General features: G+C 59.2%; 19 protein-coding genes. 13 read left to right on the forward strand and 6 right to left on the reverse strand.

Translation table 11 applies throughout. The features are described from left to right. The first annotated feature begins 35 nt into the window (after positions 1-35). Together JAO29_RS11815 and JAO29_RS11820 are read left to right on the forward strand one after the other, a co-directional pair. Positions 36-803, forward strand: coding sequence for an enoyl-ACP reductase FabI (locus JAO29_RS11815; RefSeq protein WP_334268579.1), 768 nt, complete (start codon positions 36-38; stop codon positions 801-803). A 26-nt stretch (positions 804-829) separates the two neighbouring features. Continuing rightward, positions 830-1,342 carry a DinB family protein gene (locus JAO29_RS11820; RefSeq protein WP_334268425.1) on the forward strand — a complete coding sequence of 171 codons (513 nt, stop codon included), beginning with the start codon at positions 830-832 and terminating at the stop codon, positions 1,340-1,342. Positions 1,343-1,346: 4 nt separating this feature from the next. On the opposite strand, the gene JAO29_RS11825 is transcribed toward JAO29_RS11820, so the two are convergent. The 4 genes from JAO29_RS11825 to bshC form a co-directional block, all read right to left on the reverse strand. Beyond that, positions 1,347-2,645 carry a metal-dependent hydrolase family protein gene (locus JAO29_RS11825; protein ID WP_334268426.1) on the reverse strand — a complete coding sequence of 433 codons (1,299 nt, stop codon included), beginning with the start codon at positions 2,643-2,645 and terminating at the stop codon, positions 1,347-1,349. Positions 2,646-2,689: 44 nt separating this feature from the next. After that, complete coding sequence (locus JAO29_RS11830; protein ID WP_334268427.1) at positions 2,690-4,507, reverse strand: ABC-F family ATP-binding cassette domain-containing protein; 1,818 nt, start codon at positions 4,505-4,507, stop codon at positions 2,690-2,692. 35 nt (positions 4,508-4,542) lie between these two features. Beyond that, complete coding sequence (locus JAO29_RS11835; RefSeq protein ID WP_334268428.1) at positions 4,543-4,872, reverse strand: hypothetical protein; 330 nt, start codon at positions 4,870-4,872, stop codon at positions 4,543-4,545. Positions 4,873-5,037: 165 nt separating this feature from the next. Beyond that, positions 5,038-6,690: a bacillithiol biosynthesis cysteine-adding enzyme BshC gene (bshC, locus tag JAO29_RS11840; RefSeq protein WP_334268429.1), complete on the reverse strand. Its 1,653-nt coding sequence runs from the start codon at positions 6,688-6,690 to the stop codon at positions 5,038-5,040. Positions 6,691-6,881: 191 nt separating this feature from the next. Between bshC and JAO29_RS11845 the strand changes: the two genes are divergently transcribed. From JAO29_RS11845 to JAO29_RS11880, 8 genes are all read left to right on the forward strand, one after another. Further along, positions 6,882-7,547, forward strand: a complete 666-nt coding sequence (locus tag JAO29_RS11845; protein ID WP_334268430.1) for an NUDIX hydrolase — start codon at positions 6,882-6,884, stop codon at positions 7,545-7,547. A 166-nt stretch (positions 7,548-7,713) separates the two neighbouring features. Continuing rightward, complete coding sequence (locus JAO29_RS11850) at positions 7,714-7,950, forward strand: cold-shock protein (RefSeq protein ID WP_334268431.1); 237 nt, start codon at positions 7,714-7,716, stop codon at positions 7,948-7,950. A gap of 176 nt (positions 7,951-8,126) precedes the next feature. Then, complete coding sequence (polX, locus tag JAO29_RS11855) at positions 8,127-9,875, forward strand: DNA polymerase/3'-5' exonuclease PolX (RefSeq protein ID WP_334268432.1); 1,749 nt, start codon at positions 8,127-8,129, stop codon at positions 9,873-9,875. An 87-nt stretch (positions 9,876-9,962) separates the two neighbouring features. Continuing rightward, positions 9,963-11,957, forward strand: coding sequence for a hypothetical protein (locus JAO29_RS11860; protein WP_334268434.1), 1,995 nt, complete (start codon positions 9,963-9,965; stop codon positions 11,955-11,957). A gap of 45 nt (positions 11,958-12,002) precedes the next feature. Further along, a complete protein-coding gene (cyoE, locus tag JAO29_RS11865; protein ID WP_334268435.1) occupies positions 12,003-12,728 on the forward strand; it encodes a heme o synthase in 726 nt (241 codons plus the stop codon). Beyond that, complete coding sequence (locus JAO29_RS11870) at positions 12,725-12,967, forward strand: hypothetical protein (protein ID WP_334268436.1); 243 nt, start codon at positions 12,725-12,727, stop codon at positions 12,965-12,967. Before cyoE ends, JAO29_RS11870 begins: the two co-directional genes overlap by 4 nt. Continuing rightward, positions 12,967-13,524, forward strand: a complete 558-nt coding sequence (locus JAO29_RS11875; protein WP_334268437.1) for a DUF420 domain-containing protein — start codon at positions 12,967-12,969, stop codon at positions 13,522-13,524. The genes JAO29_RS11870 and JAO29_RS11875 overlap by 1 nt, the downstream gene beginning before the upstream one ends. Positions 13,525-13,559: 35 nt before the next feature. Continuing rightward, positions 13,560-13,784 (forward strand): hypothetical protein, encoded by a 225-nt coding sequence (locus tag JAO29_RS11880; RefSeq protein ID WP_334268438.1) that lies wholly within the window; start codon positions 13,560-13,562, stop codon positions 13,782-13,784. Between the two features lie 181 nt (positions 13,785-13,965). Here the strand turns inward: JAO29_RS11880 and JAO29_RS11885 are convergent, their stop codons facing one another. Beyond that, complete coding sequence (locus JAO29_RS11885) at positions 13,966-15,363, reverse strand: PepSY-associated TM helix domain-containing protein (protein ID WP_334268439.1); 1,398 nt, start codon at positions 15,361-15,363, stop codon at positions 13,966-13,968. 162 nt (positions 15,364-15,525) lie between these two features. Continuing rightward, positions 15,526-15,924 carry a hypothetical protein gene (locus JAO29_RS11890; RefSeq protein ID WP_334268440.1) on the reverse strand — a complete coding sequence of 133 codons (399 nt, stop codon included), beginning with the start codon at positions 15,922-15,924 and terminating at the stop codon, positions 15,526-15,528. A gap of 293 nt (positions 15,925-16,217) precedes the next feature. On the opposite strand from JAO29_RS11890, the gene JAO29_RS11895 reads away from it, so the two are divergent. From JAO29_RS11895 to JAO29_RS11905, 3 genes are all read left to right on the forward strand, one after another. Then, positions 16,218-17,798, forward strand: coding sequence for an ATPase domain-containing protein (locus JAO29_RS11895; protein WP_334268441.1), 1,581 nt, complete (start codon positions 16,218-16,220; stop codon positions 17,796-17,798). Next, positions 17,791-18,993, forward strand: a complete 1,203-nt coding sequence (locus tag JAO29_RS11900) for a sensor histidine kinase (protein WP_334268442.1) — start codon at positions 17,791-17,793, stop codon at positions 18,991-18,993. The genes JAO29_RS11895 and JAO29_RS11900 overlap by 8 nt, the downstream gene beginning before the upstream one ends. A gap of 340 nt (positions 18,994-19,333) precedes the next feature. Next, on the forward strand, positions 19,334-21,154 hold the full coding sequence (locus JAO29_RS11905) for a TIM-barrel domain-containing protein (protein ID WP_334268443.1): 1,821 nt from the start codon (positions 19,334-19,336) through the stop codon (positions 21,152-21,154). Positions 21,155-21,267: the final 113 nt, after the last annotated feature.

Genomic DNA, 21,267 nt, shown 5'->3' on the forward strand with positions numbered 1-21,267 from the left:
AGCAGGGAATTTTTCAGAGGAGAACTACTGGAATCATGATCGATCTCAAGGGTAAAGTCGCCGTCGTCTTCGGCCTCGCAAACAAGCGCAGTATCGCCTGGGGCATCGCGCAGAAACTCGCCGAGGCCGGCGCGACCCTCGCGATCTGCTATCAAAGCGAACGGCTGCAGCGCGATGCCGACGCCCTCGCAGCGGAGCTACCCGCCGCCAAGACCTACCAGTGCGACGTCTCTTCCGACGCCGAGATCGATTCCCTCTTCATCAAACTCAAAGATGACTATGGCAAGCTCAACATCCTGGTCCACGCGGTAGCTTTTGCCCCGCCTGACGAGATCAAGAGTGATTTCCTCTTCACCAGCCGTGAAGGCTTCCGCATCGCGCACGATGTCAGTGTGTACTCGCTCATCGCGGTCTCGCGAGCCGCGGTCCCTCTGATGACCGAAGGTGGTTCCATCATCACGCTCACCTACTACGGCTCTACGAAGGTCTTCCCCAACTACAACGTCATGGGTCTCGCGAAGGCTTCTCTTGAAGCCTGTGTGCGCTATCTCGCTGCGTCCCTGGGATCGAAGAACATCCGCGTCAATGCGATCTCAGCAGGTCCGATCAAGACCCTTGCAGCCCGCGGTATCGGCGACTTCACAAAGATTCTCGACGCCGTCACCGAACGCGCCCCCCTGCACCGAAACGTCGATCAGCTTGAAGTGGGCAATACCGCGCTCTTCCTCGCGAGCGATCTTGCCAGCGGCATCACCGGCGAAACCACCTTCGTCGATTGCGGTTACAACATCACCGGCCTCTAGCTTTCTCCATCACACCAGGAGCGAAAATGACTATCTCTGAAATTCTGCTGCAGGACTTCGATACCGAAATCTCAAATACGCGCCGCACCCTCGAGCGGGTTCCGGAAGGCAAGAACAACTGGAAGTGTCACGACAAGTCCATGGAACTCGGCAAGCTCGCCATGCACTGCGCCAGCCTTCCTCTCTTCGGCTCCTACATCATGCTCGATGACGGCATGGACATGGCAAATCCGAAACATCCACGGGCATCTTTTGAATTCACCACGCGCGAGGCGGCCCTGAAGAGCTTCGACGAAAACGCAAAGGCATGCCGCGACGCTCTTGCAGCTGCGACGGACGAAGCACTCTCCACTCCATGGAAGTTCTCCTTCGGCGACCAGCTCATCTCCAATCGGCCGCGCTCTGCCACCTTCCGTATGATGTTCTTCAACCACCTCGTTCATCACACGGCACAGCTGGGAGTCTATCTGCGTCTCAATGACATTCCTGTGCCCGCGCTCTACGGTCCCTCCGCAGACGAACAGTGGTCTCCCAAATAGATCTTCAGGGACGGCGGTAGATCACGCCATCCTTCATCACAAACCGAACCCTCTTCAGAGCGCCGATATCGTCCAGCGGATTGCCTTCGACTGCGATGATATCGGCGAAGTAGTTTGCCTTTAGCTCCCCTACCTTACCCGACCATCCCAGCAATTTTGCTCCGTTCAAAAGGTCCGCTCGAAGCACATCCGGGGCCTTCATCCCGTACTGCACCATCAATTCCATCTCCCTTGCCTGCGTCCCATGCGGGAACGGCCCAACATCGCTGCCTACCGCAAACGGAACTCCTGCAGCCATCTGCTTTTTGAACTCGGCTGCGTGCAGCTCCTGTTCTGCCTTCAGGCTTTGGACACGTTCAGGGGTCTTCGCATGTTCCGCAAAGTACTCGCTGATGGCAAAGGTAGGCACGGCGTAGATTCCCTTCTCACGCATCGCCTTCATCGTCGCCTCGCTTAGTACGTACGCATGATCGACTGAGCTGACACCCGCTTCCACCGCGAATCGGGTTCCCGGTTCGCCTGTAGCGTGAACGGCCACGCCTCGCCCCGATCCCCTGTCTCCTCCAGTTCGCTCCGCCTCCCGAACAGCGGCTGCGAGTTGTTCCCCGGTGTACTGGTATGGAGTTTGGAAGCGGCCTGCACTGATTGAATCCCGCCCTGTCTCATAGATCTTCGTGAAATCCGCTCCACCCTTCCTCTGTTCGCGAATCACCTTCACCAGATCTTCCGCTGAGTTGGCGTAATCTGCATTCGAGAGAACCTTTTGCGCGGGGTTGTAGCCAATCGCATCCTCGTGGCCGCCGAGAATGTCGATAGCGTTGCAACTCACCCGCATCCTGGGTCCGGGAATCAGACCCGTATTGATCGCGTTCCGGACAGCGACATCGGCACAGCCAGCGCCTTCCGTCCCCATATCGCGCTCTGCCGTAAAGCCTGCCATGAGATCCTGCTTCGCCGCTTCGGCAGCCATCAACACTCGCTCCGGAACGCTCTCCTCCACCGTCTGCAGGTCCTCTGCACCCGGATGAAGAAAGAGATGGACGTGCGCATCGATCAAGCCGGGCATCAGGGTCAAGTCACCGAGATCGATCCATTCAGCGCCCGCTGGCCGAGTCACAGAACTACCGATCGCAATAATCCTGCCACCCTCAACCAGAATCTCCGCCGGCGCAACCACCTTACTGCCGGCAACATCGAGCATCCTGGACGCGTGAAGCACCACAGGCTTTCCCGAGGGAGAAAGCTGCCCCTGACACGCAATTGCTAGAAGAGCAAAGATCGCAGATGCTGCAGACTTCTTCATGATGCCAGCAGCATACAGCAGCCCACAGCTCTAGCCTCGAGGAATCACCCTGCCTTCTCAGTAAGCTCAGCCCATCGAGCGTACAGGGTGTCGAGCTCCGACTGAGCCGACTCCATCTCACCCAGCGCCGTCGTCAACCTCTCCGCATCGACCGCAACCTCTGGGTCGTTGACCCTGTCCCGTGCCGCGTCCAGCCGGGCGTCCGCTTCCTCAACTCGCACTTCGATCGTGGCAAACTCCCTGGCTTCGAGATAGGAGAGCTTCTTTTTCGCCGATGCGACTGGCTTCGCCTCTTCGCGGTCGGCAGCCACCGCCTGTCTCTCCGGAGATTCTTCCTTTGCACCTGCCTGACCGCTTAAGAACCACTGTTCCCACTGGGGGTAATCCGCAAACACAGCCGCGTTCCCTCTTCCGTCAAGCCCGAGCACGGTCGTCGAAACACGATCGAGCATGTAGCGATCGTGCGTTACCAGTACCAGCGCGCCCTTGTACTCCAGCAGGCTCTCCTCTAGCACCTCGAGCGTCGTGATATCCAGGTCGTTGGTAGGCTCATCCAGCAGCAGAAGATCCGCCGGCTCCAGCATCAGCCTCGCAATCAGAACCCGGGCACGCTCGCCTCCGCTAAGTCGCTCCACCGGCTGGTTCAGCTGATCGCCCGAAAACAGGAACTTCTGCGCATAGCTCGCCACATGGACGACTCGCCCTTGATACATCACCGAATCGGAATCCGGTGCCAGGGCACGCCGCAGCGTCACTCCCTCCGGCAGCTCCCGCATCTGGCTGAAGTACACAATCCGCAGCGACCCGGCCTTCTGCACTTCTCCGTCAGAGGCAGATAACTCTCCGGTCAGCAATCTCAAAATTGTCGTCTTGCCGCTTCCATTCGGCCCAACCAGGCCGACCCGCGTTCCGTTCGCGAAGAGGAAGCTAAGGTGCTCCACAATCTGCTTGCCACCCAACTCAATGGAGACATCCTTCAGCTCAACCAGCCGTTTCGTCTGCCGGTCCGTCCCTTCAAAGCCAATCGTCGCCGTCGTACTTTGTCCCCTGCCGGAGACCTCCTTCAGCTGGCCGATCAACTGGTGCGCATTGTCGATCCGCGCCTTCGCCTTTGTGGCCCGTGCTTTCGGTCCACGGCGAAGCCACTCGATCTCCGTACGTACGCGATTCCGCAGAGACTCTTCCAGTCGCGTCTGCGACTCCAGGTAAGCCTGCCGCGCCTCGATAAACTTTGAGTAGCTCCCCTGCACCCGCAGCAGCCCATCCGCATATACGCGGTTCAGCTCTACGATCTCCGTCGCCACGTTCTCAAGGAAATAACGGTCGTGCGTAATAATGACCGAAGCAAAGCTTCCAGCCTGCAACAATCCTTCAAGCCACGCAATTCCTGCAAGGTCCAGGTGATTGGTCGGCTCATCCAGCAGCAGTACATCGGGCGCGGAAACAACCGCTTCTGCAATCGCCAGGCGCTTCCGCCAGCCTCCGCTCAACGTCGCTGCTTCAACATTCAAATCCGTCAGACCGATCCGTCCGCTGGTTTCGCGAAGCTTACCTTCACGCTCCCCCTCAGGGACGTGGCCTTGGACCAGCGCCGCCTCTAGAATCTCGCGCACAGTCTTGCGCGGGGCGAACGTGGACTCCTGCCTCACATAACCGATGCGCGCCCGCTTCCGGACCGCAACATCGCCCGAGTCGGCATCTTCCTCACCAGCCAGCACCTTCAGCAGCGTGCTCTTGCCGGCCCCATTGGGCCCAATCAGACCGATACGGTCATCATCAGAGACAGTAAATGCAATATCGCGAAACAGGGCAGTCGCACCAAAGCTCTTCGACAACCCTTGCGCATTCAGAATAGGAGGCATAACTCAGTTTAACGGCTGCAACCCGCCTGACGCCATTAGTCAAGATCGAAATCGCGCAGCGGCTTCTCTCCGAGAGGCGTCTCTTTCGCCTTCTTCACCGCCTCGGCGAACTTCTTCGCCAGCACATCGTCCTTATTCTTTTGCGCTTCGACCGACTGTTGAAAGATGCTGTCGCGCCGGGCATCTGCCTCGCGCAAAGCTTTGGCGGCCTCACCGAAATCTTCAAACATCTTCTTCTTCGGCGCAGACTTGTGCGAGATGATCGCTCGGCTGACCGGATCGACCTTCAGCATCGCCCCGCAGTCAGGACACATCACCTCAAACGGCTGATCACTCAGACCCATGACAGACTCCTCGTGCGTCATTCTAATGCTCTCGCCACCGAACCGGAAGCTCAGGCGAATCCCTCGCACGCATTTCCGTGCCTTCACGCAGCAGGACGTCTCTTCTTAGCGGCCGCCAATAGAAAATGCGGTCCCGAATCACAGGCCCGCATCGACGATGCTGCTCAAAATTGATATCCAGCGGAGCTAGAGGCGTACCACCACGTGGCCTGGACACTGATTGCTGGCCACTTGCACCAGTCGCTCGATCAATTCATCTCCGTAACGCGCCAGGAACCACACACCTGCGAGAAGCCGCTCCTGCGGGTGTCCATCCGGAAACAGATTCAACGTGATTGCAGCGGCATGCTTGCTCAGCGAAGCCTCTTTCTGCACCCCGTAGGTCGCCGCCATCCGCCGCAACCGATCCATCTGGTACCGCATCTTCGAGCCTGATGTCTCCGCCGCGGTCCCCAGCGACGAGTCGATCCCCCGCAGATACTCCGTAAGCGCATCCAGCTCCGTCTCCAGCGCATTGCCTACAGCAGCTAGCTTGCGCTTCAACGGAATCGGCATCGCGCGCGCACCCAGGCGCAGCGTCAGATCTTCGGCACTCGTCATAGCATCCGGCAACTGCACTTCATCCTTGTCCATGACAGTCGCAATCGACGGCTCAATCAGGGTTGCACTCAGGCGAGGCAATACAGGCGTCACCCGGCCCAGAATCTCGCGATACAGCACCTCGCTCTGCGCGAAATACGCAATCTCCGCCGGTCCGCCGACATAAGCCGCGGTCGGCAGCACCGTATCCTGGAACACCGGGCGCAGAAGTGCGTTCGGGCTCAGTCGCTCCGGGGCGTTCTCCAGAATCTCCAGCAGCGCCTGCTTCGTATACACGTGAGACCCGGCACGCCACTGCACCTCGGCCTCCGAACCCTCGCTCACCGGACGAAGCGCGACCCGCTCCCCCGTCCCCTCGTCCAGCAGAAAGAGCAGTGATGACGACTCAGACACCAGCACCTGTGCGTGATATCCGTGCTTCGTCAACTCCTCCGTCCGATCGATCAGTCGTCGACGCAGGCTATCCGAATGCTCAATTGCATGGCGCAGCGTCGATGCTCCCATTGCATGGAACTCACGACCCGCGGCATCCACGACGATCAGCCCCTGCGTGGCAAAGATGCGGGCGATCAATCGCCCAAACGCGTTTGCCAGGGTAGCGCCGCTCGAAAGATACGACTCGCGAATCCATTCACTGACAGGCGCATACTCCAGCAGCTCTGTCGCCCTCTCGACTGCCTCCTCCAGCAGCGGAGCTGTCTCTGCATTCAGCTCAACATCTCCCACCGGAACCGGGACCGGAACTCGCAGTCCCGCCTTGAGAATCTCTACGGCTGTCTTGGTAAGCAGCGCAGCCTGATCCACCTCAGCCAGATCGTGATCCTCGGTCGCCATCCAGAAGATCGGAACATGCTCCACGCCGGTGATGCGCGTCGCCTCCCGCGCTCGGGAGATAGCGGTGGATGCCTTCAACAACGTCAGCAGCGGGCCGCCAAACAGCACCACCTGCTGTCCCGTGACAACTGCGCGTGCCCCCGCTCGTAACTTTTCGATGTTGGCGATCGTCTCCGCACTGGCGCCGAATTCCTGGTTCTGCCGGAGCAGTTCGTTCGCTAACCGATCCCCCTCCACCGTCCGCAGAGAGCCCCTCATCCATCCGCCTGAAAACGGTCCACCTGACTCGCCTGATCCGTACCAGGAGCGAACCGGACTCTCCGCGTTGTCCCCCATCACCAGATAGTCGCGGTAAAGCTGCGATATGTGGGGCAACACCGTTATCGGATAACACTCAACGCTCATCCCGGTCCTTTATCCTCGAGTCGAGGTTCAAACGCCCGCAGACTCGATCTCAATCCGCGAAAGACTTACCTTGCCAATACTTTGCTTGATGTTCTTTATCTGATGCAACTGAAAGAGGCTGGTCACCTTAACTTCTGCTTTTGTTGGATGCCGATGGCGAAGCTCCCGATGCAGGATGATACCGTAGCCATATGGCAGCCAAGACAAAGATTACAAAGAAAGCGACGGCGGCCCACCCCGCCTCTGATCTCAAGGCAAAAGCCGGGAGCGCCTCCTCGAAACCAGCCGTTACTCGGTCCAAAGCCAGAACGAAGGTACTGTCATCCAAAGTCGTCTTCAAAGGTAAGGTCTTCTCCGTCTTTCGGGACGAGGTGATCGAGCCTGGCGGCAGCAAAAACATCCGAGAAGTCATTCGTCACAACGGCTCTGTCGTCATCCTCGCGATCGACGAGTCCAGGAACCCCTCAGACCCCGACGTCATCCTCGAACGCCAGTATCGCCACGCCGCTGGTCAGTTCCTGCTCGAGCTGCCAGCTGGCCGGGTTGAACCTGGCGAAGCCACCCTCGCTGCCGCCAAGCGCGAGATGATCGAAGAGACCGGCTATCGAGCCAAACGATGGAGCCTGCTCACCAAGTACTTTGCGAGTCCCGGCTTCCTCGGCGAATGGATGCAGATCTATCTCGCTCGCGACATCCGCGACGGCAACGCCCAACCCGAAGCCGACGAGAACATCGAGGTCATCCGCATGCCCTTGTCCGAAGCTCTCGCTCTCGCATCGCAGAACAAGATTCACGACGGTAAAACGTTGATCGCACTCATGCTTTACGATCGCCTGCGTCGCGAAAATCGTCTATGAATGACATCTTCCCGACAGACGTTAATCACGAACCGCCAGCAGTTACAGGGCCGTTCGCTCTTTTACAGAAAACCCGCCTCTGATCTTTTGCGTCACATTGACTGATTCGATAATGTCGCCTATGGGCCGAGTCATCGAATCGAATTGATTGCAAGGAGTAAGGGTCTTGGCACAGTACAAAGGCACCGTAAAGTGGTTCAACAACGCAAAGGGATACGGCTTCCTTGGCCGAGACGGAGGAGCCGATGTCTTCGTTCATTACACCTCCATCCAGCGAGATGGCTACAAGAGCCTGAAAGAGGGCGATGAGGTAGAGTTCGATATCATCCAGGGAGCAAAGGGTCCGCAGGCCGATCAGGTGTTCCGGGTTAAAGAGCAGCATCAGCAGCAGCTGGCCAGCTAACATCTTCTGTTCCGGCAGAGGCTGCGAAGATCCAGCAGGATCTTCTCACCGCGACCGGTTTGAACATCTTTTCCCAGGTAGACCGCAGGCAAAGTTTTACGTGTCTCCGCAAAACGGAGAGGATGCGGCATACTGACTCAGGAGCTTAGGCACGAAATAGCTCCGGTCAAACCTTCATGGACAATATCTCGATTGCACGTGTGCTGGACGAGACGGCTGCTCTGCTTGAAATCGATGCAGCCGATCCATTTCGCATCCGATCCTATCGCCGCGCTGCCGAAGCCGTCGAGCAGCAAACCACACAACTGGCTCTCCTCGCTGACGATCCCAAACAACTCCTCGGCATCGCGGGAATCGGCAAGGCCATGGCGGCCAACATCGTCGACATCCTCACGACCGGCTCCACTCCCCTCCGCGATGAGCTCCTGAAAAAATATCGCCCTTCGATGCTGGAGCTGCTCCGCCTTCCGGGCATGGGCCCAAAGACCGTCGCCCTCATCTGGTCCGCCCTTAACGTCTGCGACCTCGACGCCCTCGAAGAAGCGGCCAAGGCGGGCCACCTGAATAAGCTTCCCCGCATGGGCGAGAAGTTCACCACGAAACTACTCAAGGGAATCGAAGACTACCGCAAGAACTCCAGCCGTTTCCGCATCGATCAGGCTCAGGAGCAGGCAGAGCGTATATCTGCGCTCATCCGCGAGTTCCCCGGCATCGACGAGATAAAACCCGCCGGCTCGCTCCGCCGTGGCCGTGAAACCGTCGGCGACCTCGACCTTCTCGTCACCGGTCCCGCCTGCGAGCCCGACGTCGTAGCCGCCGCCGTGGAGCACGTCGCGACCCTCCCCCTTATCGACAAGCTCATCGCCCGCGGACAGAACAAGGTCAGCTTCACCCTCCGCAACAATCTTCAGGTAGATGTCCGCCTTCTCCCCCGAGCCAGCTATGGAGCCGCCCTCCAGTACTTCACCGGCTCCAAGATGCACAACGTGGCCCTGCGCCAGCGAGCCATCAAGCGCGGTCTGACCCTCAACGAGTACGCTCTCGTCCGCGTCGAAGACAACTCCATCGTCGCCGCTGCTACCGAGGAGCTCATCTACCGCGCCCTCGACCTCGACTACATCCCGCCCGAACTCCGCGAGAACTGCGGCGAGCTCGAGGCCGCCGCCAGCCACGCTCTGCCCGCCCTCATCACCCTGACCGACATTCGCGGCGACCTTCACATGCACACCGTCGAGACAGACGGCTCCAACAGTATTCGCGAGATGGCCCAGGCTGCCCTCGACCGCGGCCTCAAGTACATCGCCATCACCGATCACTCCAAAAATCTCGCCATGACCAACGGCATGGACGACCGCCGCGCCCTGGCGCACATCCAGCGAATCCGAGACGTCGACGCCGAGATGGAGGGCCGCATCCGTGTTCTGCCCGGCATCGAGGTCGACATCCTCGCCGAGGGAGAGCTCGACCTGGCCGACGAGACCCTTGCCCAGATGGACATCGTCGTCGCCAGCGTCCACAGCCGCTTCGATCAGCCCATCGAGCAGATGACCGACCGTATTCTCCGCGCGCTCGAAAATCCCTACGTCCGCATCCTCGGCCATCCCACCGGCCGCAAAGTCCTAAAGCGCGATCCCTACGCCCTCCATATCGAAACCGTCCTCAAGCGCGCCTCCGAGCTTGGCGTCGCCGTGGAACACAACGCCAGCCCCGCCCGAGCTGACCTCAACGATCTGCACCTCCGCCTCGCCAAACAGCATGGCTGCAAAATCTCCGTCAACACCGACGCTCACTCCACCTCTGAGCTCGACCAGATCCGCTACGGAATCACCCAGCTCCGCCGCGCCTGGCTCACCGCAGCCGACGTCCTCAACACCCAGCCATCCGCCGAGGCTCTTTTGCAGAACTTGCGAAGAACGGCTTCGTAAAGCATCACAAAGTTTAGCGGAGATTTGTCTTGGCAGAGTCAGTGATGTTCGATAGACTCCTTCCACACTAAAGATCAGGAAATCTCCATGAGTTCGTTCGCGGCCCGTAGCCGTTTTGTGTCTCTTTCTGCCCTCGTCCTGCTTCTCTCTCTGCTTCCCGTTCTTCAGGGATGTGGGGGAAATAGTAGTAGTCCATCGACATCAACGCCGACTACGACGACCCCACCGAACAATTCTACGCAGGCCGCTCCTGTTATCGCGAGCATCTCGCCTTCGACAGTCCAGACTGGTTCACCGGATTTCAAGCTGACAGTGACCGGGCAGAACTTCTTGCCTAGTTCCATTGTCCAATGGAATGGCGTATCGCTCACGTCCGTAACCACATCCGCAACAGAGATCACTGCAACGGTTACCGCGGCCAATGTAGCGTCCGTGGGTAATAACGCGGTCACAGTGGTAGATCCTTCCCCGCTGTCTCTGACATCCAACTCAGTCAACTTTGCCGTTACCGCTCCTGTCCCGACGATTACCGCACTCACTCCCTCCACGGCCATCGTGGGATCGCAGACACTGATAGTAACGCTCGCAGGAAGAAACTATGTCAGCGGATCGGTAGTGCAATTTGGCACGACGCCCCTCGCGACTACAGTTCTAAGCTCTACTCAGATCCGGTCCACTATCCCGGCAACGTTATTGGCCACGACCGGAAGCTATAACATCACCGTCGTCAATCCTGCCCCCAATGCGGCAACGTCGGTACCCTTCGTCTTCACCGTAACCCCGGTTCCTCCGCCCAGCATCACATCGCTCAGCCCTGCAACGGTAGTCGAGGGCGCTGGAGGATTCACTCTTACCGTAAATGGGCAAAATTTTCCGGCCGGTTCGACGGTCCAGTGGAATGGCACCACTCTGAGCTCGAATTATCTGGGCACCTCCACCGTCATGGCTACCGTCCCGGACAGTCTTGTCGCGACAGCAGGTACCTATCCAATCACGGTAGTCTCTCCCGGAAGCGGGTCGGGTAGCATCGTCAGCGCTGCTGCGAATTTTTCCGTCACTGCGTTACCCGAGGGAATGATGATTCTGGGGCAAACGGCAAATGACATCGTCGCCGATCCGATTCACCCTGTCATCTATGCCTCTGTACCAAGCACTGCGACGCAGAATGGAAACAACGTTCTAGCTATCGATGCCGCCAGCGGAACCATAATCAAGAAAGTTCAGGCAGGCAGCGAACCCAATAGAATGGCCGTCTCAGACGACGGTCAGTTCCTCTATGTCGCACTCGATGGCTCTTCCTCGGTAAAGCGCTTTTCGCTGCCTGACTTGACGGAAGACTTCACTGTTTCGTTAGGCTCAGATGCCTTTTTCGGAGCGAATGTCGCCCTCGATCTGGCCGTTGCTCCCGGCTCTCCTCATGTGTGGGCTGTAACATCGGGAAACCTTGGGGTCAGCCCCGCCGCACAGCAGGGTGTTTCGATCTACGACGATGCGGTCCGGAGAGGACCGAGCGTAGGCCGCAACTCTCCGCACGGTGGTTTCGACCTTCTCCTTGGGATCATCACATGGGGCAAAGACGACTCCGTCCTCTATGGCGCAAACAATGAATCCACGGGGTTTGATCTATACGTATTGCCAATTGGGACGGGTGGGATCGGAACGATTACCGATTACTCAGGTGCGATGCCGGGCTTCAATAACGGACATATTCGCTATGAGAAGTCAACCGGATATGTTTATGGAGAAAGTGGTTACATCGTCAACCCAGCAACAGGAAATGCCGCCGGCAGAATTGCCTTCAATGGCTCCATGGTCACAGACGGAAACTTGAAGCTGGCTTTCTTTGTGGGAGGAGCCTACGGAAGCGTGCCGAGCGGAACACTCGCTTCCTTTGATCTGTCCGCTCTAACCCCGGTCAATACACTACTCTTTCCAAATGTCAGTGGAACACCCGGCCGCCTCATACGCTGGGGCGCCAATGGCATCGCGTTCAACACCATCAACTACAACTACTCGGGAACAACCACAACGAAGACAGGTAAGATCTACCTCTATTCGGGAACCTTTGTGAAAGCGAATTAGTGATGGATCACATAGGTTAGGCCTGGATCGCGTTATCCTTATTACGTGGCACAATCCGCGACAACCCCGGCAGCACTCTCTTCTCGCAAAGCTGTAGCCGGCTCAAGCCTTCTTTCCGATTACGCGACCCTCTTCAAACTGCGTGTCTCGGTGATGGTTGTCATCACAGCGGGGGCAGGCTTCTATCTTGCTTCTCTGACCAGCGGAATCAGTCCCTTTCACGCCGGACTCATCCAGGCGCTTGCCGGTATCGCCGTCGTCACCTGCGGCTCCAGTGCCCTCAACCAGGCCCTTGAGCGCCGCACGGATGCTCTCATGCGCCGGACCTCCAACCGCCCCATGGCCGCCGGTCGAATCTCTCTCGCTCACGGCCTTCTCGTTGGGTTCGCCGCAATCTTCTTCGGTTCCCTCTATCTGGCGCACGTCACCAACCTGCTCACCGGAACCCTTACCCTCCTCACCGCCGTCGGCTACGTCGGAATCTACACTCCTCTCAAGCGCATTACCGTCGTCAACACCTTCATCGGGGCCTTCCCGGGCGCGCTTCCCCCGCTTATCGGATGGACCGCCGTCCGGGGCATCATCGAGTGGCCCGCGATCGCTCTCTTCGCCATCCTCTTCGTCTGGCAGTTCCCTCACTTCATGGCCATCGGCTGGATGTACCGCGAAGACTACGCCTCCGCCGGAATTCGCCTCACCCCAACCCAGCCGACCGGGACTTCGCCGCCCGTTCAACGGTCATCCAGTCCCTCTTCTATGCCGTCATCATGATTCCAGCCAGCATGTGGCCCACCTGGCTGGGGATCACCGGGAAGGTCTACGAAGTCGTCGCCGCCATCCTCTCCATCGGCTATCTCTGGTACACCATCCGCTTCGCCCGCATCACCCGCGACCCTGCCTCGCCAGAGTCTCGCAACTACGCCCGCGATCTTCTTAAAGCATCCGTCATCTACCTTCCTCTTCTGATGGCTGCCATGATGCTCGATGCGAAAGGACGTCTGCTCTTCTAATGAACGTACGCACGACCCAGCCGCCAGCGCACCTGCGCACGCCCCCCTCGATCATCGCCGCCATCATCGCAGTCAGCGCGGCAGCCAGCGCCTTCATCTGCTGGCTTGTCTACTTCCACGCCCCTACCGATGTAGCCGGAACCCAGCTCCGTTCGCTTCCGCTCGTGAATGCCATCCTCAACGCGCTCTCGACCGTGGCACTGGTCATCGGCTACCGGTTCATCCGCGCCAGGAAGATCCCGCAGCACCGCGCGGCCATGTTCACGGCCTTCGTCTTCTCGTCCATCTTTCTTGTCTCCTACCTGGTCAACTTCACCCTTCATGGGGAGACTCACTTCAACCGCCTCAGCGCCTGGTGGCCCTTTTACTGGAAGCTTCTGGCCTCCCACATCATTCTCTCCATCCTCGCGCTGCCGATGATCCTCATCACCTTCTTTCTGTCGCTGACGGGCCGGTTCCCCGCGCACAGAAGGCTCGCTCGCTACACCTGGCCCATCTGGCTCTACGTCTCCGTTACCGGCGTCATCGTCTACTGGATGCAGTCTGCGATCCACTAACCAAGCACGTTCTGATCTCATGACATCCCGGTCCCATGCAATCTGATACCCGAAAAATACTTCGAACCGGCCTCTGGATCTTCGGAACCGGAGTCGCCGCCGTTCTCGCAATCCACCTCTTCTTTGGTGGCATCGGCCGTCAGGGACCCCATACCAACTCCGGTTGGCTGGCCCTCATGGTCGCCATGGGCTGCCTTCCTACCGGCTCCCTCACCCTCATCCTCGCCCTCCTGAAACTCATAGGCGACCGGCGTCGTTGACGCAGTCACACATTCATCGCGCATCCAAACGCCCGTTACCCTCCCACAGCCAAGCGCTCGCTCCACCCCGCAGTCACCTCCCCGCCCGAACCTCGTATCCACACGCCGCCCTCACCAAAGTGTCATCCTGAGCGAAGCCCGAAGGGCGCAGTCGAAGGATCTGCGGTCCACAGCCGAAAGATCACCCAGGCACCAGTCCCAGCCATCGGCTCACCGGTGGAATCCGGCAAAAGACAAGCCTCTCCAGAAGCACAACCGCGACCAGCGATGCCGCCATCGCTGGCAGATAAAGCGCGAGTGCAACGACTACCGCGACCAGCCCAAACGTGAAATGTGGTCTGCCCAGTGGCAAAGGTGCCCCCAGCACCCCCACATTCCGCCGTCGCCACCACATCACCGTCGCGGAAACACTCAGAAGCACCAGTCCCATCGCTGTCGCGAGACTGATCAGCTGATTGACGATTCCAAACAGCTGCCCCTCATGCGCGGCGATTCCCACTCCCACAATGCGGTCGATAAGGTGCCTCTGATGAAAGTCTTCCCGGCTCAGAATGGTTCCTGTCGCTGAGTCAACCGAGATCGTCGTACGCAGCGTTCGATTCTGTGCATCCGACTTGATCGTCCAGGGTCCGTTCACCGCCATCGCAGGCATGACCTGTACCGGATAGGCCAGATTCAGTCTCGCCGCAACTGGAACAATCGTATTGAGCGGCCTGTAGGCTCCTTCCCCTTTCATCCGCGCCATCGCATGCCCCATATGTCCGGCATGCTCCGACACCTGTGCCGCCATGCTGTTCCGGTTCATCGCCTCGCGTTCTGCCAGGACACCGGAGCGGCCAGTGGTCCAGTCCTGTCGACTCACCGCAGTCCCCGTGAGAGAACGGATCTCCTTGAAGTACGCTCCCCAACCCTTCGCCCACGGCAGGCCGGTCAAAAGCAGAAACAATGCGAAGCCAGATACCCAGATCCCCGTGACCGCATGAAGATCTCTCCAGAAGATCCGTCCTCCTTTGTTCAGCCTGATCCACAACACACCGGCAAGCTTCTCCGTTCGCCGCGGCCACCACAGGTAAAGTCCGCTCACGATCAGCACAATCGCCCACGACGCTGCCAGCTCCACCACTCGCGAACCCCAGTCTCCCGCCAGCAGCTCCCCATGCAGACGGAAGATGATCTGCATCGGCCGCTTATCCTCGCTGATCACTTTAAGCACCCGCAGGTTCTCCGGATTCACATAGACCCGATACTCCTGCTTTCCCACCCCCACGATGACCCTTGCCGCCGCGTCCTCAGATGGCGGAAGCTCATAGTAATGGAGGCTCGAACCGGGCACGGCATCCATCCCCGCATTTGCAATCTGTTCAGGAGTCGCCCGCCTGCCATCCAGCGCAAGGTGATCGTACGGGCGGTCCAGCCACCGCTCAATCTGCGGCTTAAAAAGGTAGATCGAGCCCGTGCAGGCGAGCCAGATGACCAGCGGAATGCAGAACACGCCTGCATAGAAGTGCCAGCGCCACACCGCACGATAGATACGCCGCGACTGATCGGCGGCCGCTGGATGGAAGGACATCGTTGCCATACTTATCTCCCGGCAAACCGGCACGGCTATACCTCCGCCCTGCCGTCTGGTGTAGAAGCCAGATCCTGCGCCGCCGCACGTCAGGAAGATCATCTGATCTCCCGCGTCCGCCAGGTCAAGGACACGCTTCTGTGCAAAAACTTTTACTTCGCTATTGGGAAATCAGGAGAGAGAAGATGCCGGAGGGCCACGCTTCAGACGGCTGCGGTCGCGGGAGATGCGCCACTTGGATTCCGTCTGCGCCACACCGCAGGGATGACTCACAAGAGAGACCAGTATCACCCCGGCCCCGTCAGGCGTAGAGAGCTCCCGGTGCACCGCCGTCATAGCTTGAGGATAGAAGGGACACCTCTCCAGCGGGCTTCGGAACGTCGGTGTAGGCGACGAAGCAGTCTCGCCTGCCAGTGCCATACCGCCCATGCAGTGATGCTTACCACCCCGTCGGCAGCAGGCGGGGAGACGTTCGGCCGTGCTCCCGCTGCTTGCGAACAGCGGAGACGCAAGTGGCATCCCGAAGACAATCAGCAGCAAAATGGCGAGAGTTCGCTTCAATGATTTCATTGAATCACCCCAGCTCCCGGGCGGCAAGCAACGAATCGATCACCCCATCGCGCGATCTTCCACCATGGACTGCATCGGCGGAACCGTGCTCAGTTGCGTAAAGTAAACATCACCGTTGTGAACAGCCATCTTCCCCAGCAAGCTTCCCGCCATTTCAAACATCAAGGCCCAAAATGGGACATTGCTCTTCGGCTACTCTTGTCGCCAAAGCCTTCAAGCAACCCGTCTTCCAACACTTACAATCAAAGCATCTTATAGATCTGATGCAGATCTGAGAAAGAGGAGCAAGCACGGTGACCGGTCAGACGGAGGGATCTAATAACTCAAAGGAATCTAAGCCTCTGCCGACGGACGACGTACAAACCACTCCACACGATCCCGAGACGCACGGTCCCGAGATTCGGCTCCATACCGGAATCGCCGGTCTCGATGACCTCCTGCAGGGAGGTCTCCCACAGGGACACCTCTACCTCGTAGAGGGGGACCCCGGAACCGGAAAGACCACGCTCGCGCTGCAATTCCTTCTCGAAGGGGCAAAGCGCGGTGAGACCGGCATGTACATCACCCTCTCTGAGTCCAAGCGCGAGCTGGAACAGGTCGCGCATTCTCACGGCTGGTCTCTGGACAGCATCTCCATCTACGAGATGGTTCCCTCAGATGAAGATCTAAGTCCGGAAGCCCAGTACACCGTCTTCCACCCCTCTGAAGTCGAGCTGTCCGATAGTGTCACCGCCATCCTCAAGCAGATCGAGTCGGTAAATCCCCGGCGCGTCATCTTTGACTCCCTCTCCGAATTCCGCATGCTGGCCCGGGACCCCCTTCGCTATCGTCGCCAGATCCTTGCCCTCAAACGCCACTTCGCCAGCCGAAACTGCACTGTCATTCTGCTCGACGATCGCACCGCGGAAGGAAGCACCAGCGACCTTCAACTCGAAAGCATCGCTCATGGCGTCATCAAGATGATGTCCCTCGAGCGCGACTTCGGCATCAAGCGTCGCCGGATGGAAGTCGATAAGCTCCGAGGCTCAAGCTTCCGCGAAGGCTTCCACGACTACACCATCAAGACCGGTGGCCTTGAGATCTACCCGCGGCTGATCGCATCCGAGCACAAACCAGGTTTCGAGCGCAAAAATGTGCCCAGCGGCCTGCCTGAGCTTGACGAACTCTTCTGCGGCGGAATCGATACCGGCACCAGCACTCTTCTTATCGGCCCTGCCGGCTGCGGCAAGTCAACCATTGCTCTGCGCTACGCCGTCTCTGCGGCACAACGTGGAGAAAAGGCCATCATCTTCACCTTCGACGAAGCCCTCGCTACCCTTATTGAGCGGGCACGAGCGCTGGGAATGGACCCGAAGCCCCTCATGGAGGCTGGCCTGCTCGATATCCAGCAGGTCGATCCCGCCGAGCTCGCCCCCGGCGAATTTATCTCGCGCATCCGCAATCAGGTGGATCACGATCACCTTCGCGTCCTAGTCATCGATAGTATGAACGGCTTCCTCAACGCCATGCCACACGAGCAGTTCCTCGCCATGCAGTTGCATGAGCTGCTCGCCTATCTCGGCCAGCAGGGGATCGCCACACTTCTCACCCTCGCGCAACATGGATTCATCGGAGTTACGAACACCCCGATCGACGTCAGTTATCTTGCAGACACTGTGCTGCTCTTCCGCTACTTCGAACGCGCAGGTGCAATTCGTCAGGCGCTCTCCGTCGTCAAAAAGCGGAGCGGCCCCCACGAACGCACCATTCGCGAACTTCTGTTCCAGGAAGGAACCATTCGTGTAGGCCCGGCTCTAAGTCAGTTCGAAGGTCTACTCTCCGGCACTCCAACATTCACCGGAACGAAAGAGAATGCATCCGTCTCCGGTGAATGACACCAGCTCGCTCGAACGTCGAACCCTCGTCTTTGCTCCTACCGGGCGAGATGCCCGACTCATGGCTTCCTTCATGGAGCGCGCCGAGAAGCCATGCCATATCGTCAACTCTGTCTCCGAGTTGTGCCAGGAGATCCAGAACGGCGCTGCCGCCGCCGTCGTCACCGAAGAGGGCATAAACGGAACCGCCATCGATCAGCTCAGGCAGGTCCTCGAGCAGCAGCCTCCCTGGTCCGACTTCCCGCTCATTCTTCTGATCTCCGGTGGACGAGTCACCGCTGAAAGCGAGCGCTCCCGCGTGCTCCGCCTTCCCCTGGGCAATGTCCTTCTTCTTGAGCGTCCACTCCGGCCTGAAACTCTCCTCAGCACCGTTGAGATGGCCGTCCGTGGAAGACAGCGTCAATATCAGATCCGCGACCAGATCCAGCAGGTAGAGCGCGCACACGAGGCTCTTCGTCGATCCGAGAAGCTCGCCGTCACCGGCCGCCTCGCCGCCAGTATCGCCCACGAGATCAATAACCCGCTCGAGGCCGTAACCAACCTTCTCTACCTCATCCGCAGCGAGGCCTGCTCCCCGCAGATGCTCCACTACCTCGACATTGCAGACCAGGAGCTCGCCCGCGTCACTGAAATCTCCAAACACACCCTGCGCTTCTATCGCGAGCCCAATCAGCCCGTGCAGATCAACGTAGCCGATGTGCTCGAGTCCGTCCTGGCCCTCTACCACTCCCGGCTTGCTGCGGCCCACGTCAAAGCGGATAAGCAGTTCTTCGCTCAGTCCGTCATCGTCCGCGCAAGCGTAGGCGAGCTTCGCCAGATCATCGCCAACCTCGTCGGTAACGCTCTCGACGCCATGCGCAACGGCGGCACGCTTTGTGTCCGTCTCTCCGTCGAGAGCAGCCCACTGGATCCAGGTGCCAAGCGCGCCCGCATCACCATCGCCGATAACGGAACCGGCATCCCCGCCCCTCTGCTCTCCACCATCTTCGAGCCCTTCATCACCACCAAGGGCGAGACCGGGACCGGTCTGGGCCTCTGGGTCTCCGATGAGCTCATTAAAAAGAATGGCTGGTCCATGCGCGTCCGCAGCAGCACCTCACCTGAAAGCCACGGAACCATCTTCTCTCTGCTCATTCCGCTCCGCGAGCGGCAAACCCTCCATCAGGTCGACCCTCCCACTACAGATCGCGACTGATAGCATTCTCCAAACCTCAACTGGAGAGATGAGCGATCGATGAGCATCACCCGTAGAACTCTGGCCAAGCATGCCGCTCTAACCGCTCTTGCAGGAGCAGCTCCCGCCGGAGCCCACGCAATGGCGGTCGAAACCCCTGCACTCGCGCATTGGACGGAAGTCCACCCAGGCGTCTGGAAGGCTCGCATCGGTGTCCCCGAAAAGCACACGCCGGTATCCGGCAGAAACATCGCACCCCAGCTCGACGCATTTGACCGGCTGCCTCACTCACGTCTCCACTCCTCCTCTTTCCCCGCTTTCAGGCTCCGTTACCCAACGCGGCTGTCTTCTGCAGATTCCTTTGCAGCCACACGAGCTCGTCTACGGATTAGGCCTGCAGTTACTCTCCTTTGCACAACGCGGCAAAAAGAAGGTCGTCAGGGTCAACGCCGATCCCAAGGTCGATACCGGCGATTCGCACGCACCCGTTCCCTTCTACGTCACCACCGCCGGCGTCGGAATCCTGGTCGACACCGCTCGATACGCAACCTTCTACTTCGGCGACGCCAGGCCCAAGCCGGAGCAGGCCATCTCCAGCGTATCCAGTGCGAACCCCGATCCTGCCTACACCCACAACCTCGAAGACGCGGCCGCAGCCCAGGTAACCATCGAAGTTCCGCGAACCCGTGGCGTCGACGTGTACCTGTTTGCCGGCCCCACCATGCTCGACGCGGTCCGCCGCTACAACGTCTTCTCCGGCGGAGGCCATCTTCCTCCCGAGTGGGGACTGGGGTTCTGGTATCGATGTGACGCCAGGTCCACCGAAGACTCTGCGCTCGCTCTGGCAAGATCATTTCGCGAACGAAAGATTCCCTGCGACGTGCTCGGACTCGAGCCGGGCTGGCAAACCCACGCCTACTCCTGCACGTTCGTGTGGGAGAAGGAGCGATTTCCAGATCCCGCAAGATTCCTCGCACAAGCCAAGCACAGCAACTACAGGGTCAACCTCTGGGAGCACGCCTTCACCCACCCCGCCTCTCCCCTCTTTCCGCCGCTGCAGAAAAAATCCGCCGACTACGGCGTCTGGGGTGGGCTCGTTCCCGACTTCGCCGATCCGGCAGCGCGACAGATCTTCGGCAACTATCACGGCACGCAGCTTATCGACCTCGGCGTCAGCGGATTCAAATTGGACGAGTGCGACAACTCGGACTTCACCGGCGGATGGTCCTTCCCCGAGACGAGCCGGTTCCCCTCAGGACTCGATGGCGAACAGATGCACAGCCTCTTCGGGCTGCAATATCAGAAGACCATCTGGGATCAGTTCCTCTCCCGCGAACAGGCCACCTACAATCTCGTCCGATCGAGCGGAGCCCTCGCCGCTCCCTATCCCTTCGTTCTCTACAGCGATCTCTACGGGCATCGCGACTTCATTCGTGCGCTCGTAAACTCAGGCTTCAGCGGCCTCTCCTGGTGCCCCGAGGTGAGGGATGCCGTGAGCGTGGAAGACCTCCTCCGACGTCTGCAGAGCGTCGTCTTCTCTCCACTCGCAATGGTCAACGGCTGGTACATCAAAAGTCCGCCGTGGCATCAGCTCAATCGCGAGCTCAACAACTCCGGCCAGCAAATGGAAGACTGGGAAAACGTCGAAGCCCAATGCCGGGAGATCATCGGCTGGCGAATGAGCCTGGTGCCCTATCTCCTTTCCGCCTTCCATCGCTACCGACTCGATGGAACACCACCGTTCCGCGCGATGATCCTCGACTACCCCAGCGACCCCACCCTTCAAAAGGTTGACGATCAATATATGATCGGCGATCGCATGATGGTGGCTCCCATGTTCGCTGGAGAACCCTCACGCTCCGTCGTAATCCCCGCCGGTGAGAGCTGGCATGACTTCTGGACGGGGAAAGCCATCCCCGGCGGCTCCGTTCTCAAGCTCGATGCGGCCCACGACAAGATCCCTGTCTTCGTGAAATCCGGAAGCATCGTGCCCTGGGCAGACGTAGGACTCCATGCAGAGGCTCCCGAGGGCAAACGAATCTCGGCACGTCTCTACGGCGATGCCTCCAGGACCTTCACCATGGGCGACTCCCCCGATACCCTGCACCTGGACGGGAACCACTCTCACTCCACCATCCACTCCCCTCGCTACACCGTCTACGAGTGGAAACAGATCGGATAAACCTCGCTCACACCATAAAAGGCCTCCGCCAGCACTCGGCCTCCGGAGACGACCGCAGTCACCGTCTTAGCCAGAAGCCGCCCTCCGGCTAAAAGCAGTCATCGCAGCCGCAC

Source organism: Edaphobacter sp. HDX4 (assembly GCF_036877565.1).
GTDB lineage: Bacteria > Acidobacteriota > Terriglobia > Terriglobales > Acidobacteriaceae > Edaphobacter.

What these genes read in the sequence shown, in the direction of transcription:
- JAO29_RS11825 (WP_334268426.1), bottom strand. Translation starts at nt 2,645, where the DNA reads ATGAAGAAGTCTGCAGCATCTGCGATCTTTGCTCTTCTAGCAATTGCG.
- JAO29_RS11845 (WP_334268430.1), top strand. Translation starts at nt 6,882, where the DNA reads ATGGCAGCCAAGACAAAGATTACAAAGAAAGCGACGGCGGCCCACCCC.
- polX (WP_334268432.1), top strand. Translation starts at nt 8,127, where the DNA reads ATGGACAATATCTCGATTGCACGTGTGCTGGACGAGACGGCTGCTCTG.
- bshC (WP_334268429.1), bottom strand. Translation starts at nt 6,690, where the DNA reads ATGAGCGTTGAGTGTTATCCGATAACGGTGTTGCCCCACATATCGCAG.
- JAO29_RS11885 (WP_334268439.1), bottom strand. Translation starts at nt 15,363, where the DNA reads ATGGCAACGATGTCCTTCCATCCAGCGGCCGCCGATCAGTCGCGGCGT.
- JAO29_RS11820 (WP_334268425.1), top strand. Translation starts at nt 830, where the DNA reads ATGACTATCTCTGAAATTCTGCTGCAGGACTTCGATACCGAAATCTCA.
- JAO29_RS11835 (WP_334268428.1), bottom strand. Translation starts at nt 4,872, where the DNA reads ATGACGCACGAGGAGTCTGTCATGGGTCTGAGTGATCAGCCGTTTGAG.
- JAO29_RS11880 (WP_334268438.1), top strand. Translation starts at nt 13,560, where the DNA reads ATGCAATCTGATACCCGAAAAATACTTCGAACCGGCCTCTGGATCTTC.
- JAO29_RS11860 (WP_334268434.1), top strand. Translation starts at nt 9,963, where the DNA reads ATGAGTTCGTTCGCGGCCCGTAGCCGTTTTGTGTCTCTTTCTGCCCTC.
- JAO29_RS11830 (WP_334268427.1), bottom strand. Translation starts at nt 4,507, where the DNA reads ATGCCTCCTATTCTGAATGCGCAAGGGTTGTCGAAGAGCTTTGGTGCG.
- JAO29_RS11890 (WP_334268440.1), bottom strand. Translation starts at nt 15,924, where the DNA reads ATGAAATCATTGAAGCGAACTCTCGCCATTTTGCTGCTGATTGTCTTC.
- JAO29_RS11815 (WP_334268579.1), top strand. Translation starts at nt 36, where the DNA reads ATGATCGATCTCAAGGGTAAAGTCGCCGTCGTCTTCGGCCTCGCAAAC.
- JAO29_RS11870 (WP_334268436.1), top strand. Translation starts at nt 12,725, where the DNA reads ATGATTCCAGCCAGCATGTGGCCCACCTGGCTGGGGATCACCGGGAAG.
- JAO29_RS11875 (WP_334268437.1), top strand. Translation starts at nt 12,967, where the DNA reads ATGAACGTACGCACGACCCAGCCGCCAGCGCACCTGCGCACGCCCCCC.